Genomic DNA, 22067 nt, shown 5'->3' on the forward strand with positions numbered 1-22067 from the left:
CGTCGATCGATGCTATCGACATCCGATAACCCCCTCCTCCGGACGCTGCGTCTCGTCGGCGTGGCAATCGGTGCCGCGCTGCTCGTCTATCTGTCGATCAGCATTACGCTGACGCTGACGGTTGCAAAGCCGAAGCCGGAAGTGGCGTTGAACTGGTGGCCCTGGGGCGGGCTGCCCAAGGCGATGGTCGCCAACCGACTGGTGCTGAAGCAAGAGCCAAGCGCCAGCGACCTGGATCAGGCAAGCGGGTTGGCCGAAGCGGCGCTCGCGCGGGACCCGTTGAGCGTTGACGCCGTCAACGCGCTGGCGCTGGTCGCTGCCCACAAGGAGGACGAGGCTGGTGCGGCCCGGTTGTTCCGCGCTTCCGAATTCCTGTCGCGTCGTCACCTTCCGACGCAAATCTGGCTGATCGAGGAAGCGGTACGGCGCAACGATATCCCTTCAGCGCTCAGCCACTATGACCGTGCGCTCCGGACGTCGAAGAGCGCGGCGGATTATCTGCTACCGACGCTGGTCGCCGCTGCGGACGATCCGCAGATTCTGCCTGCCCTGAACACGATCCTCGCACCGCGACCTGACTGGTGGCGCCAGTTCCTGGCCCTGGCGATCAAGGATGTCCGCGATTCGCGCGCGCTGTTGGCGATCGGACGAACCTTGCGCCTCGCTATGTCGGACGAAGCCGAAACGAACTTCGTTCAGCAGATTATTCGTCGTCTGATCGCCGACCGGCATTATCAGTCCGCTTATGCCTATTATGCGGATACCAAGCGGTTGGAATCGACACAGGCCGCCGCATTGCGGGACGGCGATTTCAGTGGCGACCGGTCTCCGCTTCCGTTCGACTGGTGGTTTCGTGATGACTATGAATTGTCGGCCGGCAAGGAAGTATTCGGCGACGATCCGCGTCTCGTTCTGCGCTCCAATGCAAGTGGCGGCGGCGAAGTCGCGCGTCAGCTGTTGATTCTCGCGCCCGGGCGCTACACGCTGAAGGGGGTGGCGGGCTCGACCGGCGCAGGGGTGATGGAACAGCCGATGATCCAGGTCGACTGCGTCGAAGGAGCGGAGTTGATCCGGCGCCCCCTGCCCGCGGCGAACGAAAAGGGTTCGGCGTTCGAGATGCGGTTCGAGGTTCCACGTAACTGCGGCGGGCAATGGCTGCGCATCATTCTGGCGCCGACCGAACGCTCGCAAGCCTGGATCGATTCGCTTCAGATCACCGGCGGTTAAGTTATTTTCAGGCTAGCAGGCCGGTGCCGTACAGCTGAAAACGACTCTAAATCTGCTTTGCGCGTCGCTGACGCTATGCCGAGCGGTTCGCCAGACGCGCGTGGCCCCCGGCGGGTTCACGGAAAACAAGATCAGTGGCGCCGACTGCCAAGACCTGATCGCTTCGCCGCGTATCTTTGCGACCTTAGGCCGCGGCAGGGGCCGACTCGGCGGGCTTTCCGATCCCGATCAATGCGAACCCCGCGCGCTTCGCTTCCTCGGCCGGATAGATGTTGCGCAGATCGACCAGGAGCGGTCGATTGAGTACGGCCTTCATCCGTCCGAGATCCAGTGCGCGGAATTCATCCCATTCGGTGACGATCACGAGCGCATCCGCCCCATCCGCCGCCTCATAGGGACTGGCGCAGAACGCGACGTCCTTCAGCACCCTCTTTGCCTGTTCAACCCCCTCGGGATCATAGGCGCGGACGGTCGCGCCCGCGTCCTGCAACGTCTGGATGATCGCGATCGAGGGGGCGTCGCGCATATCGTCGGTATTCGGCTTGAACGTCAGGCCAAGGATCGCGACCGTCTTGCCGCGGACCTCGCCCCCCATTGCCTTGATAACCTTGCGGCCCATTGCGCGCTTGCGGCTGTCATTGACCTGCACCGTCGCCTCGACGATCCGCAACGGCGTTTCATTGTCGTCTGCGGTCTTGAGCAGCGCCAGCGTATCCTTGGGAAAGCACGACCCGCCATAGCCGGGGCCGGCGTTCAGGAATTTGCGCCCGATGCGGTTGTCCATGCCGATGCCGCGCGACACTTCCTGAACATCCGCGCCCACCTGCTCGCACAGGTCCGCGATCTCGTTGATGAAGGTAATCTTGACCGCGAGGAAGGCGTTGGCAGCATATTTGATCAGTTCGGCGGTCCGGCGGCCGGTGAACAGCACGGGTGCCGACTGGTTGAGCGAGAGCGGGCGATAGATGTCGCGCATAACCTGGCTCGCATTCTCGTCCTCGCTGCCCACAACGACGCGGTCGGGCCGCTTGAAGTCGGCAATCGCCGCGCCTTCACGCAGGAATTCGGGGTTGGAGACGACCTTGATTCCCTTGGCAGGTGCAATCCGCTCAACGATCCGCTCGACTTCGTCGCCGGTCCCGACCGGAACGGTGGATTTGGTGACGATGACGGCGGGGCCATCGAGCGCCGCGACGATCTCCTCGGCCGCGGCAAAGACATAGGAGAGATCGGCATGACCGTCGCCACGGCGGCTGGGCGTGCCGACGGCGATGAAGACGGCGTCCGCGCCCTTGACGCCCTCGGCCAGATCGGTGGTGAAGGACAGGCGGCCGGCCTTCACATTCGATGCGACCAGTTCGGCCAGGCCCGGCTCGTAGATCGGCATCACATTCTGATGCAGCAGCTCGATCTTCCGCGCATCCTTGTCCACGCACACCACGTCATGGCCGAAATCGGAAAAGCACGCTCCTGAAACCAGACCCACATAGCCCGTGCCGATCATCGCAATACGCACGCAGAATCCTTTCGTCGCAGCCGCTCGTGGCCCTATGCACAGCTGGCGCGGGCCATGCGACCGAAAAATGGCGTGGGAAGGGCAGCGCCCATGGGCGCATGTGGCTTCAGGCGGCCTAAACAAATACTAGATCGCAGCAGGTAAGCGTGATCCATAGATCGGCGTCATGGACGTCCTGACTCATCTGGCCCGGCTTGAAGCCGAGAGTATTCACATATTGCGCGAAGTGGTTGCAGAGGCCGAGCGTCCGGTGATGCTTTATTCGGTGGGCAAGGACAGCGCTGTAATGCTGCACTTGGCCAAGAAGGCGTTCTTCCCCGCGCCGCCGCCATTTCCGCTGCTGCATGTCGATACGACGTGGAAATTTCGCGCAATGTACGAATTGCGGGACAAGGCGGCGCGCGACGCGGGCATGGAGTTGCTGGTCCACCACAATCCCGAGGCGATGGCGCGCGGGATCAACCCGTTCGATCATGGCGGGCTGCACACCGATATGTGGAAGACCGAGGGGCTGAAACAGGCGCTCGACAAGTTCGGCTTCGACGCGGCGTTCGGCGGCGCGCGGCGCGACGAGGAGAAAAGCCGTGCGAAGGAGCGCGTGTTCAGCTTCCGCTCCGCCAGCCACCGCTGGGACCCCAAGGCGCAGCGGCCGGAATTGTGGCGGCTCTACAATGCGCGCAAAGCCAAAGGGGAAAGCATCCGCGTCTTCCCGCTGTCGAATTGGACCGAACTCGACATCTGGCAGTATATCCGCGCCGAGGGGATCGAGATCGTTCCCCTCTATTTCGCCGCGCCGCGTCCGACGGTGGTGCGTGGTGGCCTCACGCTGATGGTCGATGACGACCGGTTCCCGCTGGATGGCGAGGAGCCGGTGCTGCGCTCGATCCGCTTCCGCACGCTCGGCTGCTACCCGCTGACCGGCGCGGTGGAGAGCGAGGCGGCGACGCTCGACGATGTGATCCAGGAGATGCTGTTGACGACGACGTCCGAACGGCAAGGGCGTGCGATCGATCACGATCAGGCGGCGTCGATGGAAAAGAAGAAGCAGGAGGGCTATTTCTGATGACTTCCTCCTACCGCCCCGATGCGCTGATCGCGTCCGACATTTCCGCCTATCTCGAACAGCATCAGTCGAAATCGCTGCTGCGCTTCATCACCTGCGGGTCGGTGGACGACGGCAAGTCGACGCTGATCGGGCGGCTGCTCTACGATTCGAAGATGATCTTCGAGGATCAGCTTGCCGCGCTCGAAGCCGATTCGAAGCGGGTGGGGACGCAAGGGGGCGAGATCGACTTCGCCTTGCTCGTCGACGGCCTCGCCGCCGAGCGCGAGCAGGGGATCACCATCGACGTCGCCTATCGCTTCTTCGCGACCGAGAAGCGCAAATTCATCGTCGCCGACACGCCCGGGCATGAACAGTACACGCGCAACATGGTCACCGGGGCATCGACCGCCGACCTTGCCGTGATCCTGATCGACGCGCGCAAGGGCGTACTCACGCAAACGCGGCGGCACAGCTTCCTCGCCCACCTGATCGGCATCCGCCACATCGTGCTGGCGGTGAACAAGATGGATCTGGTCGGCTATGACCGCGCGACGTTCGACGCGATCGTCGCCGACTATCGAACCTTTGCGCAGGGCATCGGCATCGCCGATTTCACTGCCATCCCCATTTCGGGGTTCAAGGGCGACAACATTACCGCGCCCAGCGACAACACCCCTTGGTATACCGGCCCCGCGCTGATCGATCATATCGAGCGCGTGCCGGTCGGTGACGATGATGCCCCGCGACCGTTCCGGATGCCGGTGCAATGGGTCAACCGCCCCAACCTCGATTTCCGCGGCTTTGCGGGCACGATCGCCAGCGGATCGGTGAAGCCCGGGGATGCGGTGCGAATCCTGCCGTCGGGTCGCACCAGCACCGTCGCGCGGATCGTCACCCATGGCGGCGACCTTGCCGGGGCCGGGCGCGACCAGTCGGTCACGCTGACGCTGGCGGATGAGGTCGATTGCTCGCGCGGCGACGTGATCGCCGCGGCCGATGCGCCGCCCCAAGTCGCCGACCAGTTCCAGGCCACGATCGTGTGGATGGATCAGGAGGATCTGCTGCCCGGTCGCGCCTATTGGCTCAAGCTCGGCACCCAGACGGTGAGCGCGACGGTGCAGCCACCGCGCCACATCATCTGCGTCAACACCATGGCGGAGCTGAGTGCGAAGACGCTGAGCCTCAACGATATCGGCGTGGCGGAGGTCTATACCGACCGTGGCGTCGTGTTCGAACCATATCCCGAGAATCGCGATCTGGGTGGGTTCATCCTTATCGACAAGCTGACCAACGCCACGGTCGCAGCCGGTATGTTCAATTTCGCCTTGCGCCGCGCGCAGAACGTCCATTGGCAGGCGGTGGAGATCACTCGCGAGGCGCACGCCGCGCAGAAGCGGCAACACCCTCGCCTCCTCTGGTTCACCGGCCTGTCGGGATCAGGCAAATCGACCATCGCCAATCTGGTCGAGAAAAAGCTGCACGCGCTGGGCAAGCACAGTTTCCTGCTCGACGGCGACAACGTCCGTCACGGCCTTAACAAGGATCTTGGGTTCAGCGACGCCGACCGGATCGAGAATATTCGCCGCGTCGGCGAAGTGGCGAAGCTGATGTGCGATGCAGGGCTGATCGTCCTCACCGCGTTCATCTCTCCGTTCCGCGCTGAACGCGACCTCGTGCGCAAGATGCTGCCTGAGGGCGAGTTTTTCGAAATCTTCATCGACACGCCGCTCGAGGAGGCCGAGCGGCGTGACGTCAAGGGTCTCTATAAGAAGGCCCGCTCAGGCGAGATCGAGAATTTTACCGGTATTTCAAGCCCATATGAGCCGCCGCAAAATCCTGAAATCCACATCGATACGCGACAGATGACAGCCGAGGACGCTGCCGAATTGATCATCGAGCATATCCTGGGTATCTGGTCGCCCGTGCTGTGAACGTTTGCAGCGGATTATGTTGGAGTTTGCGCGTTGCTGGAGCTCGAAACCCGCGAGTGGGTTGCGTATGGCTTGATTGTGGTTGGCTTGATGGCCGGAGTGGGTTGGGGCGCCGTAAATTGGCGACGGCGCCATTGGCGCAAACTTCGCATGTTGGGACATCCGGACGCGAAACGCCGCGAAATCGGAAAATCCTGAAGCCGCAGTCACCGGTCGGAAGACAGGACGCATGACCGATGCGGATTTAGCCTCGAATATTGCCCGCGCGGCGGGCGCGTTCCTTCTTTCGCTTCAGCAGGAAAGCGCAGATGGCGCGCGTGGCGACCGTGAGGCGAACACACTGATTCTGCGCATGTTACGGGACGCGCGGCCCGACGATCCCATCCTGTCGGAGGAGTCGAGCGACGATCCCGCCCGGCTCGAGTCGCGCCGCGTATGGATCGTCGATCCGCTCGATGGGACCCGCGAATTTGGTGAGCGCAGGGATGATTGGGCGGTGCACATCGGCCTGTCGATCGATGGGGTAGCGGTGGTCGGTGCCGTGGCGCTTCCCCGACGCGGCGTCACCCTCTCGACCGGTGCCCCGCCCGAACTGGCGCCCGCGAACGACCCACCGCGCATGTTGGTCAGTCGCACGCGGCCCTCGGGCCTGTGCGGCAAGGTCGCCGAAGCTCTCGGGGCGGAAACGGTTGCAATGGGTTCGGCTGGGGCGAAGGCGATGGCGGTGGTGCTGGGTGACGCCGATATCTACCTTCATTCGGGCGGCCAATATCAGTGGGACAATTGCGCTCCCGCCGCGGTTGCCGCAGCCGCAGGGTTGCACGTTTCCCGGATCGACGGGTCGCCGATCGTCTATAACCGGCCGGAACGCGAATTGCCGGATTTGCTGATCTGTCGCCGCGAACTGGCCGATGCGGTGCTTGCGAAGGTAAAGCGGTTCAACTGAGCGACTTCGTGACGATTGCGGCAATGCGACCGGCGGCATTGCCGTCGCCAAAGGGATTATGTGCGCGTGCCATCGCTAGATAGGCTTCTTCATCGTCGAGAAGCCGCTCCACTTCTGCGATGATCCGTTCGCAATCGGCGCCGACGAGCCGTGCTGTTCCTGCGACGATACCTTCCGGACGTTCCGTCGTGTCGCGCATTACCAGGACCGGTTTGCCCAGAACCGGTGCTTCTTCCTGGACGCCGCCCGAATCGGTCAGGACGAGGTGACAAAGACCGAGCGCACGAATGAACTGCGGATACTGAAGTGGTGGGACCCGCGCGATATTCGCCTGGTCGCCGATCATGCGATCCATTACGCGCGTCACATTCGGATTGGGGTGCATTGGAAACAGGATCGCGGCGTCCTTTCGGTCTGCAATTCGGGTAATTGCCTGGGCAATGGCTTCCATGCCTGCACCGAAACTTTCCCGGCGATGCGCGGTGACGAGGATCAGTTTCTTCGTGCTGAAGCGTCGCTCAACCGACTCGAGTCCAGCCGCGAGGGCCGGTTCCGCAGCGATCCGTGCGCGCATGGCCAACAGCGCGTCGATGGAGGTGTTCCCCGTAATATAAATGGTTGCCGGATCGATATTTTCGCGTCGTAGCGCGTCGGCCGCGGCCGATGTCGGTGCGAAATTCTGGTCGGCGATCGTCGCAATGATCTTGCGGTTGACCTCTTCGGGCCAGGGGCGCCAATTGTCGCCCGACCGCAACCCCGCCTCGACATGGCTGACTGGAATGCGGTGATAATGGGCAGCCAGCGCGCCGACCATCGCGGTCGCGGTATCTCCCTGTACGATGACGCGGTCGGGCCGCTCTGCGTCAAGCGTCCTTCCCAACCCCGTCAGAAGACGCGCGGTGAGCCGATCGAGCGACTGGTTGGGCTCCATCAGATCGAGATCGATATCTGGAACGATATTTGCGGCCGACATTATCTGATCGAGCAGGGCGCGATGCTGGGCCGTGACGCAGGTCCGCACCGTTATACCGCCAAGCGCGCGTAACGCAGCCACCACCGGGAACAGCTTGATTGCTTCAGGTCGGGTCCCGAAAATGACAAGCGTGCGGGGCGGGGCAGACACGGTCTTCCGCCCCGCCAATCAGGCCAGTGTGAACCGGATCGCGTGCACCCGGCTCAATGGTCTGCGTTCGCAACGGCCACGCCATCGCGTGCCGCCTGTTCGCGATACCATTGAACGAATGCGGACACGCCTTCCTTCACCGGCGTGATCGGCGCACGGCCCGTCAGCGCGCGCAGCAGTGCGGGGGAAGCTGCGGTTGCGGGGACGTCGCCGGCCTGCATCGGCAGGAAATTCTTGCGGGCGGTTTTGCCAAGCGCCTCCTCGAGCGCGGCGATATAGTCCATCAACGGGGTGGGGGTGCCGCCACCGATATTGACCACGCGGAACGGCGCGGCGGGGGACAGGCTGTCGCCTTCGACCGGGGTGTCGCCCGGCACGGCGCTGATCAGATCGGTGATCGATCGCACCAGATCCTCGACATAGGTGAAGTCGCGCGTCATCTGGCCGTTGTTGTAGACATCGATCGGTTCGTCGCGGAGCATGGCATCGGCGAATTTGAATAGCGCCATGTCGGGGCGGCCCCAAGGGCCGTACACGGTGAAAAAGCGGAAAAAGGTCATCGGAATGCCGAACAGATGGGCATAGCTGTGACCCATCAGCTCGGTCGCCCCCTTGGTGGCGGCATAGAGGCTCATCGGGGTCTGGGTCCGCTGGGTCTCCTCGAACGGCATCTGTGTGTTCGCGCCATAGACCGAACTGGTCGAGGCCGCGAGAAAGTGGCGAACGGGATTGTGCCGGGCCAGTTCGAACAGATTGAAGGTGCCGACGATATTGGTGCCGACATAATCGGCCGGGTGATCGATGCTGTATCGCACACCCGCCTGGGCGGCGAGGTGGATCACCGCATCGGGCGCAAAGTCACGCCACGCCCTTTCGAGCGCGGGCGCATCCTCGATCGACAATCGGCCGAGCTGGAAATTGGGATGGTTGGTCAGGATCGCGTTGCGCTGTTCCTTGAGCGAGACGTCGTAATAGGGAGTGAAATTGTCGATCCCGAGAACCTGGGCGCCCGATTGCAGCAACAGGCTCGCCGTGTGAAACCCGATGAATCCGGCGGACCCCGTAACCAGCACGCGGCGATTCTTCAGGTCATTCATAAACGGACGCTCCCTATCAGATCGAGGCGCGCCTAGCCCAAATCATCGCCTTGTTCTACGCTGCTGTTCGGCTATGCGCAGCGTCTGGAGGATCGGAATGAACATCAAACCGTTGCGCAAGGCCGTATTTCCCGTCGGTGGACTTGGCACCCGCTTTCTTCCCGCGACCAAGGCGATGCCCAAGGAGATGCTGCCGGTCGTCGACCGCCCCCTCATCCAATATGCGGTGGACGAGGCGATCGAGGCGGGGATCGAACAGATGATCTTTGTCACCGGACGCGGAAAATCCGCGATCGAGGATCATTTCGACGTGGCCTATGAGTTGGAGGCGACGATGGCCTCGCGCGGCAAGTCACTGGAAATCCTCGAACCGACTCGGCTCAAACCCGGCGCAATTGCCTATGTCCGCCAGCAGGAACCGATGGGCCTCGGCCATGCCGTCTGGTGCGCGCGCGATATCGTGGGCAACGAACCGTTCGCGGTGCTGCTGGCGGATGATTTCATGGTCGGGCAGCCGGGGTGCCTCAAACAGATGGTCGATGCCTATAATCGCGTCGGCGGCAATCTGATCTGCGCACAGGAAGTCCCCGATTCGCAGACCGACAAATATGGTGTCATCACGCCCGGCGCGCGCGACGGCACACTGACCGAAGTACGTGGGCTGGTCGAAAAGCCCAAGCCCGGTAGCGCCCCGTCAAATCTGGCGGTGATCGGCCGCTATATCCTGCAACCGGAGGTGATGCGGGTGCTTGAGACGCAGGAGGCGGGGGCCGGGGGCGAGATTCAACTCACCGATGCGATGGCGAAGATGATCGGCGGACAGCCGTTCCACGGCGTCACCTTTCAGGGGACGCGTTACGATTGCGGGGACAAGGCGGGTTATGCGCAGGCCAATCTGGCGCTGGCGCTGACGCGCGACGATATCGGTCCCGCCGTTCGGGCATTCGCGCGCGAGTTGCTCGGATAGGCTCGTTTTCAGCTTGGCTGAATCGGCACCGGCCCGCTCCCCCACCTGGGGCCTGATCGCGCCCATCGTTGGTCGCGTAATCGATTCGCCGCGCGCAAAAAAAATGGCGGCCCGAGAGCCGCCATTTCAAAATTCTGTTCCGACAGGCCGATTACGGGCTGGTCGGTTCGTCGTCGCTGTCGACGGCAACATAGATGCCGAGGCCAACCGCGATCACCGCGAACACGATCAGGAACGGGAAGCCACCCGCCTGCTTGTTCGCCTTGCCCGACGGCGTGCCGACGCGCGCAGTCGAAGCCTCAGAGACCGACAGCTTGGACGCCGACGACGCGGCCAGCGCCGGGGTCGTTGCAAGCGAACAGGCCGCAACGGCCATCATCAATTTCGCCAACCGCATAAATAGCTCCCTCTTTATTCTTACGCAGTGTTCTCACGCCGCCCTATGACATAGCCGCGCGGCAACCTCAACAGGCAAACTGCCCAATCGATCTTCCTCGCAACAACGCTTGAACACCCAAATCCCTGATGGGTTCCACACAATTTCGGCGCACAGCAACGAAATCGGCAAAGCCATCAAAGCATCGCGGCTATGCTTATAAACTGTTAAATTTTCATGGCAACTCATTGCGTTTGCAGGAACCAGCGGGAATTGCCTTCCAGGCCGATCGCGGTCAGCCGCCCGGACGCATAGGCACCGGTATCGATGCCGATCCGATGTCCGCGTTCCTCGACCCCCTCGGTCACCGTGTGGCCGTGAACGATGATCTTCTCCAATACGCCGCGATGGCTCAGAAATTCCTCGCGAATCCAGCGCAGGCTGCCGATCCGCTGCTGATCGAGCGGACGCGTCGGATCGACACCGGCATGTACAAACGCATAGTCGCCGATCACGATAAGGTCTTCAAACCGCGACAGAAAATCGAGATGCTCCTGCGGGACGCGGGCACGGAGCAGGGCGAGCAGCGCGGGATAGTCGCAGGCACGATATTCCGCCTCGGTTATCCCGTAGCTGAGCGCGGTCGGCTTCCCGCCGATGCGGATGAAGAACGGGAGCGCCCCCTTCTCATCGGCCATCGCCTTGAGGAAAACCTCTTCATGGTTGCCCAGCAGAAAGCGGATCGCGGGGACCGCCGCGGAGAGCTGGCGGAGCCGTTCGACCACTTGTGCCGAATCGGGACCGCGATCGATCAGGTCACCGAGGAAGATCAATGTCGTGTCGAGGGGCGCGCGGGTGGCGTCGTCGCGCTCGATTCGATCGAGGAGGTCGTCGAGCAGGTCGAGACGCCCGTGAATGTCACCGACCGCATAGACACGTTGCCCGGGCGGGATCGATCCGATCGGGGTTTCGCGCACCGGAGCGGGCGCAAGGGATGAAAACAGCCGCCGCAACATTGAAAATCACCGTTCCACCGGCCCTTAGCGCCGACCTGCTTCCCAGCGCAACTGCAACGCGGCATAGGCCTGTATCATGCTGATCCGGATTCGTCTGATCCTTTCGCTCGCGGTGGCGTGCCTGGTCGCGGCGGTACCGGGAATTGCGCGCGCACAGGCGCTGGACGCGACCATGATGGAGGCGATTCGCGAAGCGGATATGACGCTCGCCGTCACCGGCTTTCGTCTCAGCACCGCCAATGCCGCGCTGTGCGACCGTCTGGAGCCGGGCCATGGGATGCAGTTCCATACGCTCGCGCAATATGCGGTCGACAACCGGGGACTGGTCGCGACCCACTTCGCCTTCGCCGGTACGCTAGCCGTGGAGGGCATCGTGCCGGGCAGTCCGGCCGAGCGCGCCGACATTCGTGCCGATGACAGCGTGGTGTCGGTAGGGGGTGTGCGCCCCGACGACGCGCTGTCGAAAACGGCTTCGATCGACACGCTGGCCAAATTTGTCGCGGCGGTTGCAGCGCTCCCGCCTGCCCAGCCCATCCCCGTCGAACTCCGTCGGGGCGGAAAGCGATTGAGCGTCATTGTGTATCCGGTTCCGGCGTGCCGCACGCGCTACGAGCTGTTGATCGATGGGGGGCTCGATGCCCGCGCCTATGGTGATCTGGTGCGTATCACCTCGGGCTATTACGACCGGTTCGGCGATGAACTGGTCGCGGCTGCCGTCGCGCACGAACTGGCGCACAATATCCTTCGCCACCGCGAGCGATTGGACGCGATGGGAGCCGATTTCGGGTTCGCATCGGGGTTCGGACGCAATGTCGGCCTGTTCCGCCAGACCGAATTGCAGGCGGATATCCTGTCGGTGCATCTGCTCGCCCGGGCGGGTTATCCGGCGGACCTCGCCAGCCGGTTCTGGCAGCATCCGGTGGCGAAGGGCATGTCGGGCATCTTTCAGAGCCGGTCGCATCCGCACTGGAAGGACCGGTTGCGCGTGATGCAGGCGGAGGAGGCGAAGATCGCCGCTGCGGGCGCCGTGCTGCCGCCTGCGCCGTTTGTGGCGGAGCGTGATCTGCCGCTGACCGGCGAGTGGAAGGACCTGATTCCGCGCGACTGAGGCGATCAGGCAGCGAGCCAGCTCCGCATCGCCTCCGTCACCGGTGCGGGCTTTTCCCAAGGCACGAAATGCCCGGCATCGATTCGGACGATCGACAGGTCGGGAATCAGCGCGTCCAGCCCGTCAAGCTGCACGGGCAGCAGCGCGGTGTCGCGCATACCCCAAATCACCAGCACCGGCATTTGCAGCGGAGGGAAGGGGGCGTCGAGAAAGGCGGGGCGCTCGGGCGTCTCGTCCATCGCGGGGACGGTGATCGCGCTGGCGCGGTACCAGTTGAGCATCGCCGTCATCGCGCCGGGCTGACTCCATTCGTCGATATAGGCGGCGCGCTCGGGCGCGACGAGTTCGGGGTCGGTGTGCTTGGCAAAGGTCGTGTCGAAGAAGCGATCGACCCCCATCGCGGCGATCTGCGCGTCGAGCGCCGGATTGCGGAACGCGCGGATATACTGGCTCGCCGCGCGCTGCTCCATGTCGTCAAAGAGCGACTTCTGGAAGACGAAGGGGTGGGGGGCGTTGACGATGATCAGCTTCTCGATCCGGTCGGGATGCTGGAGCGCGGCCATCCAGGCAATCGCCCCGCCCCAGTCATGGCCGACCAGGACGAAGCGCTCCTTGCCGAAATGACTTGCGAGCGCGAGCAGGTCGGCGACCGGCTTGTCGGGGGTGTAGTTCTCCACCCCCTCGGGCTTGGACGAGCGGGCGAAACCGCGCTGGTCGGGGGCGATGACGAAATGGGTCTTGGCGAGTTCGGGGATCTGGTGGCGCCAGGTGCGGTGCGATTCGGGGAAGCCGTGGAGCAGGACGATCGCCGGGGCGGCGGGGTCGCCCGCGGTAGCCACGTCGAGTTCGACCCCGGTGGACAGGGCGATTCGGTTAAGTTTGAACGCCGACATCGATGCCTCTCCCGCCATTTTCGAATATGCGGTTTGTTTCACCCTCCGCTGTGGCGTTCAAGTCCTTTTCCCCCGCCGTCATCCCGAACTTGGTTCAGGATCCGCTTTCCACAGGCGACTGAGCCGCTGGTGGCGGGTGGATGCTGAAACAAGCTCAGCATGACGGTAAAGGAGGGCGTCCTGAGTTCACGGATAACTCACCGTCTTCGGCACCTCGGGTATCGGAATGAATTCCTTGTCGTCGCCCGGCACCTTTGGAAACCGCCCGGCCTTCCAGTCCTCCTTGGCCTGGTTGATCCGGTCGCGGTCGGACGAAACGAAATTCCACCAGACATGGCGCGGGGTGCTGAACGCCTCGCCACCGCACAGCATCACGCGGCCCCCGTCACGCGACGTCAGCCGCGCGGCGACGCCGGGGCGCAGGACGTAGAGCGTCTGCGGCTCCAGTTCGACCCCGTCGAGACTGGCCTGGCCGAGCGCGAGATAGATTGCGCGCTCGTCCGCATCGGCGTCGATCGGCACGCTCGCGCCCGGGTCCAGCACGATATCGGCATAGATCGTCCCGGCATAGGTCGTGGTCGGCGCGGTCTGGCCCCATAGCGAGCCCATGATGACCCGCGCCTTTGCCCCGTCGCTGTCGATCAACGGCAGGTCGGCCTTGGCGACATGCTCGAACGCCGGGTCCATCTCCTCGAACCGCTCGGGCAAAGCGAGCCAGGTCTGGATGCCTGACAGTTCGGGTCCGGCGGCACGCACATCGGCGGGGGAGCGTTCGGAATGGACGATGCCGTTGCCCGCAGTCATCAGGTTGACCGCGCCGGGCTCGATCGTCGCAAAGGTGCCGAGGCTGTCGCGATGATCCATCGCGCCCGCGAACAGATAGGTGACGGTGGCAAGATTGATATGCGGATGCGGCCGGACATCGATGCCCGTCCCGACCTCAAGATGCGCCGGACCCATCTGATCGAAGAAGATGAATGGCCCAACCATGGTGCGCGGGCGTGAGGGAAGAGTGCGATAAACCTTGAAACCGCCCAGGTCGTGCGTTGTGGGCGTGATGGTATGGGTGAAGAGATCGTCGCTCATGTCATTCCCCTGGGGCGGTGGCGCGAATCGCCATGGCGTGGATTTTTTCGGTCATCAGATCGCCTAGCGCGCGATTGACCAGCCGCTGGCGTTCGAGCCGCGACTTGCCCGCAAATGCCGCGCTTTCGATCGCCACGGTGAAGTGCGATTCGCCGCTGCCATCGTCGCCGCTATGGCCGCGATGTTTCGCGCTGTCGTTGATCACGTCGAGCTTCGACGGGGCGAGCGCCTGGGTAAGGCGGGCGGTGATTTCGCTGGCCACCGGGCCGGTAGAAGTGTCGGTCATCGCGCCTATATAGGCCGCTTTTGCTTTGGAGTTAGAGTGTCTCGCGTGCCGCGTAAGGATCGTCCCAATGCCCGTTTCCATGGTCGTGTCGAGGCGCCGGGGCGCCTCTGCGCGGAGCCGGGCTGCGATGAGCCGGGCGAATTTCGCGCACCTGCCGCCGCGGCTCCGCGGGGCGGCTATGACGGGCCGGGCGCCTATCGCTGGCTGTGCCTCGACCATGTCCGCGCGTTCAATTCGGGCTATAATTATTTCTCGGGGATGAGCCCCGACGAGATCCATGAGGCACAGCGTCCCTATTCCGGGTGGGAGAGCGAGACCCGCGCCTTCAGCGGCACGGGCGGCGCCGATCGGCCGCCGCGCTGGGCCGATTTCGCCGATCCCCTCGACGCGATCGGCGCGCGCTTCCGCGCCGCCCGCCCCGAAGAGCGCAAGGACGCCAAGCCGTTATCGGGCAAGGATCGCGAGGCATTGCGCACGCTCGCGCTCGATACCGATGCCGATCGCATGGCACTGCGCCGCCGCTATTCGGAGCTGGTCCGCAAATATCATCCCGACCGCAATGGCGGCGACCGCAGCCATGAAGGCGCGCTACAACGCGTAATCGAGGCGTATCAACAGCTCAAAGGCTCGCCCGCCTTCGCCTGAGTCACCAGCCGTCGCCCGCGTCGATCCGTGCCCGCCGTGCTACTTCCGCAGCGGTCGGTTCTGCGAACTGGAAGTCGGCGATCTCGACCGAGCCCTTCACGTCGAAAGTCGCCATCGCGATGCCGTTTCGCGTGATGCGATGTTCGACCAGTTCGAGCGAACGGGGCGGTGTGCCGTCGCCGAACATCCGCTTGCCGGTGCCGAGCACGACCGGCGCGGTCATCGTGACGATGCGGTCGAGCAGCCCGCGCGCGAGCAGCTGCGGATAGAGTGTCGAGCTGCCCTGGATCACCAGAGTTGGTCCCTCGCTCTCCTTGAGGGCGGCGAGCGTGTCGAGGTCCGCCAGCCGCTCGCTGCCCTCCCACTCCAGCGGAGCGTCCCGGCTGGTAAGCACATATTTGCGGATCGTGCGGAACAGGTCGCCGATCTCATCTCCCTCGGGCGCGAAGGGCCAGTGGGCGGCGAAAATCTCATAGGTGCGTCGGCCGAGCAGCAGGTCGAAGGGCGGCTTGAACACCGTATCGACCTGATTGCCGATCCCCTCATCGAACAGCGCGGCAAGCCAGCCGCCCTGTTCGAACCCGCCGGTCCAATCTTCTTCGGGCCCTCCGGGTGCCTGCATCACCCCGTCGAGACTGACGAAGGCCGCGCCGATAATGCGTCGTGGCATGATGAGGCTCCTTTAGTCGCGGTCGGGCGCGCCGAGCGGGAAGAAGTGGCGATAGGGCCGTGCGCCCTCGACTGCGCGCGCGACCGAAGGACGCGTGAGCAGCCGGGCGCGATAGGCGCGCAAATTGGCGTGCGCTTCGGGGATCGGGATGATCCAGTCGGCGTAGAACAAAGCGGGCGCTGCGGAGAGATCGGCGAGCGTGAAGCTGTCGGTCGCTGCCCAGGTCCGCCCGGAGAGATGTGCGTCGAACCACGCATAGCTGGTGGCGAGTTGCGCCGCGACCTGTTCGTCCGCCAGCGGGTCGCGCTTGTCCTCTGGCCGGATCGCGTTGAACACCAGCCGCGCGGCGGGGTCCATCACCTGCTGGTCGAACAGGCGGTCGAGCATCCGCACCTGAAGCGCGGCGTCCGGATCGGCGGGAACCAGGCGGGGTGCGCCCGACCGGCGGTCGACATGCTCGGCAATGATGCTCGATTCACCCAGCACCAGATCGCCATCGACCAGCAGCGGGAAGCGCTTGAACGGCCACAGCTCGGCCCAGCGCGCGCTGTTCTCCGGTTCGTCGGGCGACACCATCTTGAGCGTGAAGGGCAGATCATGTTCGTAAAATGCGATCAGCGCCTTCCAGCAATAGGAAGAGAAGGGGTGGGCGTAGAGGTCAGGCAGGCTCATTTGGGCGCCACGAGGCCAAAGGTAGCCCCCTGCGGATCGGTGGCGTGGAACACCCGTTCGCCGCCGGGCACCTCCATCGGATCGCTCAGCGGCGTGCCGCCCAGTTCCTTTACCTTCGCGTGGGCGGTCTCGATATCCGACACCCGGAAATAGAAGGTCCAGCCGACCGGATGCTCGGGCTTCTCCCGCGGCATCATCGCGCCCCAGACGACCTCCATCGAATCGCCTGCGTCCTTGCCGCGCAGGAAGCTGTATTCGCCCCAGGGCATCGGCATACTACCGGCGCGCTCCCAGCCGAACAGGCCGGAATAGAAGGCGAAGCCCGCCTCGGCGTCGCTGGTCTGCAGCTCGTTCCAGCTGACATGCCCCTCGCCCGTCCGCGCAAAAGCGGTGCTGCTCTCCGGGCTGAACCCGCGCATCACATAGAAGACGACGCCCTGCGGATCGGCGACCATCGCAAAGCGACCGACATCGGGAATGTCGGTCGGCGGAACATGTACCGATCCGCCCGCGGACTTGAGCTGCTCGACCGTCGCGTCGACATCCTCGACCCCGACATAGCCGAGCCAGCCGGCCTTCGCCCCGCCCGCGAGCATCGCCGCGTCGAGCGTCAGCATCCCGCCAGTGTCGCCATCGGGCGCGTGGAGAATGCGATATTCGGTATCGCCGGGCATCATCGACTCCGCATCGATGCGCCATCCGACCACGGCTTCGTAAAAGGACCGCGACGCCTGCGCGTCGGGGGTCATCAGCTCGTACCAGATCCAGCTGCCATGCGGGTTGGTCATGTCGTGTCTCCGATTTCTAAGCCCCTCCCCTGAAGGGGAGGGGCTCACTGCGTCAGTTCAGTCCTTCGCCGTATCCAGGATCGGCTCGAACCCGCCCCACATCATGCGCTTGCCGTCAAAGGGCGGCTCGGGCTCACGGTTGCTCTCGTCCGCCATGATCTTGGCCCACGCAGCGTCGCGCGCCGCTTTGTCGGGCCATTCGATCCAGGCATAGACGACGCTTTCTTCGGCCTGTTTGTGCGTGGCGCGATTATAGTCGGTGACCTTGCCATCCGCGGTGTCGCCGGCCCACGCCTCGACCACGCGCAGTGCGCCGTGCTCCTGAAAGATCGGCGCCATCCTGGCTGCCAGCTCGTGATACGCCTCCCGCTTGGCGGTCGGGACCGGAAGAACATAGCCGTCGACATAGCCCGGCGCGGCGGTGGCGGGTCCGGTATCGACGATCGCCTCGAACCCGGCGAAGATCATGCGGCTGCCGTCGAACGGCATGTCCTTCATGGCTTCGGCGGCGTTCGGGTCGCTCATCATCTTTTCGTTGGCCGCGTCGCGCGTCGCCTTGTCCGGATATTCGAGCCAGCTGAACAACACCGTCTCGTCATCCTTCAGGTTCACCGATTTCTTGAGATCGTTGATCTTGCCGTCCGGTACATCGTCGCCCCAGGCTTCGACGAAGCGGGTCGCGCCAAGCCCCTTGAACAGGTCGATCGCACCATGGGCATGCTTCGTATATTCCGCTTTGTTGGCGGTCGGGACGGGGGTCAGGAATCCTTCGACATAGATCATGGCGCTTCTCCTCCTTCGTGTCGCTCAGGCGGCGACGGGTTCGGGTTTGAAATCGGCAAGCTGCGCCGACAGTGCGGCCCGGAATGCGGGGCGGGCGATGGCGCGCTCGAGATAGGCGAGAAGGACCGGTCGGTCGTCGAGCAGTCCGCTGCCCTCCGCCTGGCGCAGCACGGTCGCCATCGCGATATCGGCGATGCTGAACTGTCCAGCCAGCCAGTCGCGCCCGTCCATCGCCGCAGCGAGCCGGTCGAGCTTCTGCCCGGTCGCGGCGATCAACGACGGCTTGCGCAGTTCCGCCCATTGCTCGCCCGCCGCAAAGATCTCGACATTGCTCAACTCGAACATCAGCGGCTCGACGCTGTTATAGGCAGCAAACAGCCAGCTGATCGCATCGGCGCGCGCCTGTGGGCTGCGCGGCAGCAGCCGTTCGTCGCGTTCGCCCAGATGGAGCAGGATCGCGCCGCTCTCGAACAGGCTGACCTCCCCATCCACCAGCGCGGGGACCTGTCCCCAGGGCTGTTCGCTGAAATAGGCCGCGGGCCGGTTGCGCGGGTCCATCAGCCGCATGTCGTAGGTCAGGCCGATCTCTTCGCACGCCCAGCGCGGTCGCAGGTCGCGGACGAACCCCTTGGCGAAATCGGGCACCCAGTCGAACCCGGTAATCTCGACGGACATGATTGCTCTCCTCGTTAATTCGGGTCAGGCCGAAACCGGTTCCCCCGCAGCGGCGGATTCGATCCTGGCGATGTCGATCTTGCGCATCGTCATCATTGCCCGCATCGCGCGCTGCGCCGCGGCCTTGTCGGGATTGTCCCAGACCAGCTCCATCAGCCGGTCGGGAGTGATCTGCCAGCTGACACCCCATTTGTCCTTGCACCAGCCGCACTGGCTCTCCGCGCCGCCATCGGCGGTGATCGCGGCCCAGAGCCGGTCGGTCTCGGCCTGGTCGGGGGTGTGGATGATGAAGCTCATTGCCTCGCTATGCTGGAACATCGGCCCGCCATTGAGCAGCAGATAGCGGTGCCCCGCCAGTTCGATCTCGGCGATGATCACATCGCCCGCCTTCTGGCTCGGCGTGTCGATCGGGGTCCGTTCGATCCGGACGATGCGGCTGTCGGGGATCAGCGATGTGTAGAAGACCGCCTGTTCCTCGGCGGTATAGTTGCTCCAGATGCAGGTGGTGATCCTGGTCACGAGGTCTCTCCTTGGGTGAATTCAGGCGGGTTCGTGCGCCGGGCCGTCGGGAAAGGCCGCCATTGCCGCCTCCAGGTCCATATGATGGGGTTCGAAGACATGGCCGTCGGGGTCCTGGAAGGTGCGCCCGTACATGAAGCCCAGATCCTGCGGCGCGCGGATGTCGCCCGTGCCGCCCGCAGCGACAGCCTTGTCGACGATCGCATCCACCGCGTCGCGGCTCTCGAACGATAGCGCGATCAGCACTTCGTTCGTCGCCCTGGCGTCGGCGATCGACTTGTCCGGGATGAAGGTTTTGTAGAAGTCATGGCGGAGGATCATGAGGACGATCGTCTCGGACCATTGCATCGCGCTTGCCATCTCGTTGCTGAAGCGCGGGTCTTTGGTGAAGCCGATCGCTTCGTAGAAGGCGGTCGACCTGGCGACATCCGCCACCGGCAGGTTTACGAAAATCATCTTGGCCATCACGCTTCTCCTGGGGGGCGTTCCGCGAAACGCTGCGGTTCCGAATCGCTTGCTTGATGTTGATGCCCGCCTAAGTTATTTAAAGCAACCATGGAGTCACAAAAAATAACCAAAATCGACGAAACGAGGCAAAAACGCTGGTATGACGATGCGTGCGGCACCGCGCTGGCGCTGGAATTTGTGGGCGAACGCTGGTCGCTGCTCATCATTCGTGAATTGATGCTGGGCGCGCGGCGCTTTGGCGAATTGAAGGCGGATCTGGTCGGTATCAGCGCCAATGTTCTGACCCAGCGACTTGAAAGCCTCGAGCGGTCGGGCATCCTGACCCGCCACAAGCTGCCGCCGCCCGCCAATGTCCAGGTCTATGAACTCACACAATGGGGCTATGAGATCGAACCGGTGTTCCAGACCATGGGACGCTGGGCGACGCGCTCGCCCTTGCACGATCCCACCCTGCCGCTTTCGCCGGTATCCGCGATGCTCTCGCTGAGGACGATGATCGCGCCCGATCGGCCCGATATGCGGATGACGGTGGCGTTTCGTTTTCCCGGCGCCGCTTTTGTCGGGCGGCTGGACCGGCACGAGTTGGCGATCGAGCGCGGCGAGACCGACGGGGCGGACGTGACCTTCGACACCGATCCGACGACCTTTGTCGGACTGGTCTATGGCAAGCGCCCGTTCGAGGGCGCCGAAGCGGCGGGCACGCTGCGGCTGATGGGGAATCGCGATCTGGCACGGCAGTTCGTCGATCTGTTTGCGCTGCCGAAGAAGCTCGCGATCGGAGAGTCATGATGGCCGATTCCACCCCCGACTGGATGCGGCGGCGCACAAGCGTCTCGACTTGGGGACCCGCGAGAGTTTAGGGACGCCTTCGACTCTTGAAGGCATTGCGATGACCACTCTCCCGAACACCATGCCCGACAGCCGGGAAACGACGATCCTCGACGCACCGGACAAGACGGTGAACGTGCGCGAGACGTTCGGCATCGACATCGACATGGAATGCCCCGCATTCAGCATTGCGGACGAGCGCGTCCCCGATCTCGATCCCGCTTATGTGTTCGATCCCGATACGACGCTCGCGGTGCTGGCGGGCTTTGCGCACAACCGCCGCGTGATGATTCAGGGCTATCACGGCACCGGCAAGTCGTCGCACATCGAACAGGTGGCGGCGCGGCTCAACTGGCCGTGCATCCGCATCAACCTCGACGCGCATATCAGCCGTATCGACCTGATCGGTCGCGACGCGATCGTGCTCAAGGACGGGCAGCAGGTGACCGAATTCCGCGAGGGCCTGTTGCCCTGGGCCTTGCAGACGCCGACTGCATTGGTCTTCGACGAATATGACGCGGGCCGCCCCGACGTGATGTTCGTGATCCAGCGCGTGCTGGAGACCGAGGGCAAGCTGACGCTGCTCGACCAGAACCGCGTGATCCGCCCCAACCCCTGGTTCCGCCTGTTCGCGACCGCCAACACCGTGGGCCTGGGCGACACCAGCGGGCTGTATCATGGCACGCAGCAGATCAACCAGGGTCAGATGGACCGCTGGAACATCGTCGTCACGCTCAACTATCTCCCCGCCGCGACCGAGGCGCAGATCGTGCTCGCCAAGAGCGGCGATTACGACAAGCCGGGCGGCAAGGAACTGGTGGAGAATATGGTCCGTGTCGCGGAACTCACGCGCCGTGGCTTCATCAATGGCGACATCTCGACGGTGATGAGTCCGCGTACCGTCATCACCTGGGCGCAGAATGCGGACATCTTCAAGGATGTCGGCTTTGCCTTCCGTCTGTCGTTTCTCAACAAGTGCGACGAGGCGGAGCGGCCGCTGGTGGCGGAGTACTACCAGCGTGTGTTCGGCAAGGACCTGCCCGAGAGCGTGGTGGGGAAGGCTTGAAGACAGGGGTGGGCTAAGCTAACTTAGCTAAGTCCGTCAGGAGGGCGTAATGGCCGAAGCTGATCCGCAAAAGACGTTCAACGTCCATGATGCCAAAACGCAGCTCTCGAAGCTGATCGACCGCGCACATGCGGGCGAGGAGATCATCCTGTCCAAGGCGGGCAAGCCCTATGCGAAGCTGGTCGCATTCGAGCCGACTCCCTTGCCCCGCCGCCAGCCTGGTCGCTTCAAGCATTTGTTGAGGGATATCGATCCCGACGCAGTGCTCGCTCCTTGCTTTACCGAGGAAGAACTCGACGAGATCGAGAACGCCAGCCTTTTTCCACCAGAATGACG

Annotated in this window: 25 protein-coding genes; 10 read left to right on the plus strand and 15 right to left on the minus strand. The window is 63.7% G+C overall.

The annotated features are described in order from the left end of the window. Positions 1-9: 9 nt before the first annotated feature. A complete protein-coding gene (locus tag FPZ54_RS16670; RefSeq protein WP_145848949.1) occupies positions 10-1227 on the plus strand; it encodes a hypothetical protein in 1218 nt (405 codons plus the stop codon). A 184-nt stretch (positions 1228-1411) separates the two neighbouring features. Here the strand turns inward: FPZ54_RS16670 and FPZ54_RS16675 are convergent, their stop codons facing one another. Next, positions 1412-2743 carry a UDP-glucose dehydrogenase family protein gene (locus FPZ54_RS16675; RefSeq protein ID WP_145848950.1) on the minus strand — a complete coding sequence of 444 codons (1332 nt, stop codon included), beginning with the start codon at positions 2741-2743 and terminating at the stop codon, positions 1412-1414. 166 nt (positions 2744-2909) lie between these two features. On the opposite strand from FPZ54_RS16675, the gene cysD reads away from it, so the two are divergent. From cysD to FPZ54_RS16690, 3 genes are all read left to right on the plus strand, one after another. Further along, positions 2910-3806 carry a sulfate adenylyltransferase subunit CysD gene (gene cysD / locus FPZ54_RS16680; protein WP_145848951.1) on the plus strand — a complete coding sequence of 299 codons (897 nt, stop codon included), beginning with the start codon at positions 2910-2912 and terminating at the stop codon, positions 3804-3806. Continuing rightward, on the plus strand, positions 3806-5719 hold the full coding sequence (gene cysN, locus FPZ54_RS16685; RefSeq protein ID WP_145848952.1) for a sulfate adenylyltransferase subunit CysN: 1914 nt from the start codon (positions 3806-3808) through the stop codon (positions 5717-5719). The genes cysD and cysN overlap by 1 nt, the downstream gene beginning before the upstream one ends. Positions 5720-5948: 229 nt before the next feature. Further along, the gene (locus FPZ54_RS16690) at positions 5949-6665 is read left to right on the plus strand and encodes a 3'(2'),5'-bisphosphate nucleotidase CysQ (RefSeq protein ID WP_145848953.1); all 717 of its coding nucleotides are present in this window, start codon (positions 5949-5951) and stop codon (positions 6663-6665) included. Here the strand turns inward: FPZ54_RS16690 and wecB are convergent. Both wecB and FPZ54_RS16700 read right to left on the minus strand, forming a co-directional pair. Continuing rightward, positions 6658-7788: a non-hydrolyzing UDP-N-acetylglucosamine 2-epimerase gene (wecB, locus tag FPZ54_RS16695; RefSeq protein WP_145848954.1), complete on the minus strand. Its 1131-nt coding sequence runs from the start codon at positions 7786-7788 to the stop codon at positions 6658-6660. The genes FPZ54_RS16690 and wecB overlap by 8 nt on opposite strands. A 53-nt stretch (positions 7789-7841) precedes the next feature. Continuing rightward, the gene (locus FPZ54_RS16700; protein WP_186456808.1) at positions 7842-8885 is read right to left on the minus strand and encodes an NAD-dependent epimerase/dehydratase family protein; all 1044 of its coding nucleotides are present in this window, start codon (positions 8883-8885) and stop codon (positions 7842-7844) included. 97 nt (positions 8886-8982) lie between these two features. On the opposite strand from FPZ54_RS16700, the gene galU reads away from it, so the two are divergent. Further along, positions 8983-9852 carry a UTP--glucose-1-phosphate uridylyltransferase GalU gene (gene galU / locus FPZ54_RS16705; RefSeq protein ID WP_145848955.1) on the plus strand — a complete coding sequence of 290 codons (870 nt, stop codon included), beginning with the start codon at positions 8983-8985 and terminating at the stop codon, positions 9850-9852. Positions 9853-10003: 151 nt separating this feature from the next. Here galU and FPZ54_RS16710 read toward each other — a convergent pair whose 3' ends face one another. Both FPZ54_RS16710 and FPZ54_RS16715 read right to left on the minus strand, forming a co-directional pair. Then, positions 10004-10249, minus strand: a complete 246-nt coding sequence (locus tag FPZ54_RS16710; RefSeq protein ID WP_145848956.1) for a hypothetical protein — start codon at positions 10247-10249, stop codon at positions 10004-10006. Positions 10250-10473: 224 nt separating this feature from the next. Further along, complete coding sequence (locus FPZ54_RS16715) at positions 10474-11205, minus strand: metallophosphoesterase (RefSeq protein ID WP_338419527.1); 732 nt, start codon at positions 11203-11205, stop codon at positions 10474-10476. 115 nt (positions 11206-11320) lie between these two features. Here FPZ54_RS16715 and FPZ54_RS16720 point away from each other — a divergent pair, with 115 nt between their 5' ends. Beyond that, positions 11321-12352, plus strand: a complete 1032-nt coding sequence (locus FPZ54_RS16720) for a M48 family metallopeptidase (protein WP_145848958.1) — start codon at positions 11321-11323, stop codon at positions 12350-12352. A gap of 5 nt (positions 12353-12357) precedes the next feature. Here FPZ54_RS16720 and FPZ54_RS16725 read toward each other — a convergent pair whose 3' ends face one another. From FPZ54_RS16725 to FPZ54_RS16735, 3 genes are all read right to left on the minus strand, one after another. Further along, positions 12358-13245: an alpha/beta fold hydrolase gene (locus FPZ54_RS16725; protein ID WP_145848959.1), complete on the minus strand. Its 888-nt coding sequence runs from the start codon at positions 13243-13245 to the stop codon at positions 12358-12360. 186 nt (positions 13246-13431) lie between these two features. Next, positions 13432-14331 carry a pirin family protein gene (locus FPZ54_RS16730; protein ID WP_145848960.1) on the minus strand — a complete coding sequence of 300 codons (900 nt, stop codon included), beginning with the start codon at positions 14329-14331 and terminating at the stop codon, positions 13432-13434. A gap of 1 nt (position 14332) precedes the next feature. Beyond that, positions 14333-14617 (minus strand): BolA family protein, encoded by a 285-nt coding sequence (locus FPZ54_RS16735; protein ID WP_145848961.1) that lies wholly within the window; start codon positions 14615-14617, stop codon positions 14333-14335. A gap of 36 nt (positions 14618-14653) precedes the next feature. Between FPZ54_RS16735 and FPZ54_RS16740 the strand changes: the two genes are divergently transcribed. Next, on the plus strand, positions 14654-15262 hold the full coding sequence (locus FPZ54_RS16740) for a J domain-containing protein (protein ID WP_145848962.1): 609 nt from the start codon (positions 14654-14656) through the stop codon (positions 15260-15262). 1 nt (position 15263) lies between these two features. On the opposite strand, the gene FPZ54_RS16745 is transcribed toward FPZ54_RS16740, so the two are convergent. The 7 genes from FPZ54_RS16745 to FPZ54_RS16775 are packed head-to-tail and all read right to left on the minus strand — an operon-like array spanning position 15264 to position 19834. Further along, on the minus strand, positions 15264-15932 hold the full coding sequence (locus FPZ54_RS16745) for a dihydrofolate reductase family protein (protein WP_145848963.1): 669 nt from the start codon (positions 15930-15932) through the stop codon (positions 15264-15266). Positions 15933-15944: 12 nt separating this feature from the next. After that, positions 15945-16604, minus strand: a complete 660-nt coding sequence (locus FPZ54_RS16750) for a glutathione S-transferase family protein (RefSeq protein ID WP_145848964.1) — start codon at positions 16602-16604, stop codon at positions 15945-15947. After that, a complete protein-coding gene (locus FPZ54_RS16755; RefSeq protein ID WP_145848965.1) occupies positions 16601-17392 on the minus strand; it encodes a VOC family protein in 792 nt (263 codons plus the stop codon). Before FPZ54_RS16755 ends, FPZ54_RS16750 begins: the two co-directional genes overlap by 4 nt. Before the next feature lie 57 nt (positions 17393-17449). After that, a complete protein-coding gene (locus FPZ54_RS20415; protein ID WP_145848966.1) occupies positions 17450-18175 on the minus strand; it encodes a DUF1428 domain-containing protein in 726 nt (241 codons plus the stop codon). Between the two features lie 24 nt (positions 18176-18199). Beyond that, the gene (locus FPZ54_RS16765; protein WP_145848967.1) at positions 18200-18850 is read right to left on the minus strand and encodes a glutathione S-transferase family protein; all 651 of its coding nucleotides are present in this window, start codon (positions 18848-18850) and stop codon (positions 18200-18202) included. Between the two features lie 24 nt (positions 18851-18874). Continuing rightward, positions 18875-19369, minus strand: coding sequence for a VOC family protein (locus FPZ54_RS16770; RefSeq protein WP_239019615.1), 495 nt, complete (start codon positions 19367-19369; stop codon positions 18875-18877). Positions 19370-19390: 21 nt separating this feature from the next. Beyond that, entirely contained in the window at positions 19391-19834 is a 444-nt protein-coding gene (locus FPZ54_RS16775; protein ID WP_186456809.1) for a VOC family protein, read from the minus strand. Between the two features lie 90 nt (positions 19835-19924). On the opposite strand from FPZ54_RS16775, the gene FPZ54_RS16780 reads away from it, so the two are divergent. The 3 genes from FPZ54_RS16780 (at position 19925) to FPZ54_RS16790 (ending at position 22065) form a co-directional block, all read left to right on the plus strand. Next, positions 19925-20626, plus strand: coding sequence for a winged helix-turn-helix transcriptional regulator (locus FPZ54_RS16780; protein ID WP_145848969.1), 702 nt, complete (start codon positions 19925-19927; stop codon positions 20624-20626). 100 nt (positions 20627-20726) lie between these two features. Further along, positions 20727-21731 carry a cobaltochelatase subunit CobS gene (cobS, locus tag FPZ54_RS16785; RefSeq protein ID WP_145848970.1) on the plus strand — a complete coding sequence of 335 codons (1005 nt, stop codon included), beginning with the start codon at positions 20727-20729 and terminating at the stop codon, positions 21729-21731. 49 nt (positions 21732-21780) lie between these two features. Next, positions 21781-22065 (plus strand): type II toxin-antitoxin system Phd/YefM family antitoxin, encoded by a 285-nt coding sequence (locus tag FPZ54_RS16790; RefSeq protein WP_145848971.1) that lies wholly within the window; start codon positions 21781-21783, stop codon positions 22063-22065. Positions 22066-22067: the final 2 nt, after the last annotated feature.

The organism is Sphingomonas suaedae, assembly GCF_007833215.1.
GTDB classification, from domain to species: Bacteria; Pseudomonadota; Alphaproteobacteria; order Sphingomonadales; family Sphingomonadaceae; genus Sphingomonas; species Sphingomonas suaedae.

What these genes read in the sequence shown, in the direction of transcription:
- FPZ54_RS16670 (WP_145848949.1), top strand. Translation starts at nt 10, where the DNA reads ATGCTATCGACATCCGATAACCCCCTCCTCCGGACGCTGCGTCTCGTC.
- cysD (WP_145848951.1), top strand. Translation starts at nt 2,910, where the DNA reads ATGGACGTCCTGACTCATCTGGCCCGGCTTGAAGCCGAGAGTATTCAC.
- cysN (WP_145848952.1), top strand. Translation starts at nt 3,806, where the DNA reads ATGACTTCCTCCTACCGCCCCGATGCGCTGATCGCGTCCGACATTTCC.
- FPZ54_RS16690 (WP_145848953.1), top strand. Translation starts at nt 5,949, where the DNA reads ATGACCGATGCGGATTTAGCCTCGAATATTGCCCGCGCGGCGGGCGCG.
- FPZ54_RS16700 (WP_186456808.1), bottom strand. Translation starts at nt 8,885, where the DNA reads ATGAATGACCTGAAGAATCGCCGCGTGCTGGTTACGGGGTCCGCCGGA.
- galU (WP_145848955.1), top strand. Translation starts at nt 8,983, where the DNA reads ATGAACATCAAACCGTTGCGCAAGGCCGTATTTCCCGTCGGTGGACTT.
- FPZ54_RS16710 (WP_145848956.1), bottom strand. Translation starts at nt 10,249, where the DNA reads ATGCGGTTGGCGAAATTGATGATGGCCGTTGCGGCCTGTTCGCTTGCA.
- FPZ54_RS16720 (WP_145848958.1), top strand. Translation starts at nt 11,321, where the DNA reads ATGCTGATCCGGATTCGTCTGATCCTTTCGCTCGCGGTGGCGTGCCTG.
- FPZ54_RS16725 (WP_145848959.1), bottom strand. Translation starts at nt 13,245, where the DNA reads ATGTCGGCGTTCAAACTTAACCGAATCGCCCTGTCCACCGGGGTCGAA.
- FPZ54_RS16730 (WP_145848960.1), bottom strand. Translation starts at nt 14,331, where the DNA reads ATGAGCGACGATCTCTTCACCCATACCATCACGCCCACAACGCACGAC.
- FPZ54_RS16735 (WP_145848961.1), bottom strand. Translation starts at nt 14,617, where the DNA reads ATGACCGACACTTCTACCGGCCCGGTGGCCAGCGAAATCACCGCCCGC.
- FPZ54_RS16745 (WP_145848963.1), bottom strand. Translation starts at nt 15,932, where the DNA reads ATGCCACGACGCATTATCGGCGCGGCCTTCGTCAGTCTCGACGGGGTG.
- FPZ54_RS16750 (WP_145848964.1), bottom strand. Translation starts at nt 16,604, where the DNA reads ATGAGCCTGCCTGACCTCTACGCCCACCCCTTCTCTTCCTATTGCTGG.
- FPZ54_RS16755 (WP_145848965.1), bottom strand. Translation starts at nt 17,392, where the DNA reads ATGACCAACCCGCATGGCAGCTGGATCTGGTACGAGCTGATGACCCCC.
- FPZ54_RS20415 (WP_145848966.1), bottom strand. Translation starts at nt 18,175, where the DNA reads ATGATCTATGTCGAAGGATTCCTGACCCCCGTCCCGACCGCCAACAAA.
- FPZ54_RS16765 (WP_145848967.1), bottom strand. Translation starts at nt 18,850, where the DNA reads ATGTCCGTCGAGATTACCGGGTTCGACTGGGTGCCCGATTTCGCCAAG.
- FPZ54_RS16775 (WP_186456809.1), bottom strand. Translation starts at nt 19,834, where the DNA reads ATGGCCAAGATGATTTTCGTAAACCTGCCGGTGGCGGATGTCGCCAGG.
- FPZ54_RS16780 (WP_145848969.1), top strand. Translation starts at nt 19,925, where the DNA reads ATGGAGTCACAAAAAATAACCAAAATCGACGAAACGAGGCAAAAACGC.
- cobS (WP_145848970.1), top strand. Translation starts at nt 20,727, where the DNA reads ATGACCACTCTCCCGAACACCATGCCCGACAGCCGGGAAACGACGATC.
- FPZ54_RS16790 (WP_145848971.1), top strand. Translation starts at nt 21,781, where the DNA reads ATGGCCGAAGCTGATCCGCAAAAGACGTTCAACGTCCATGATGCCAAA.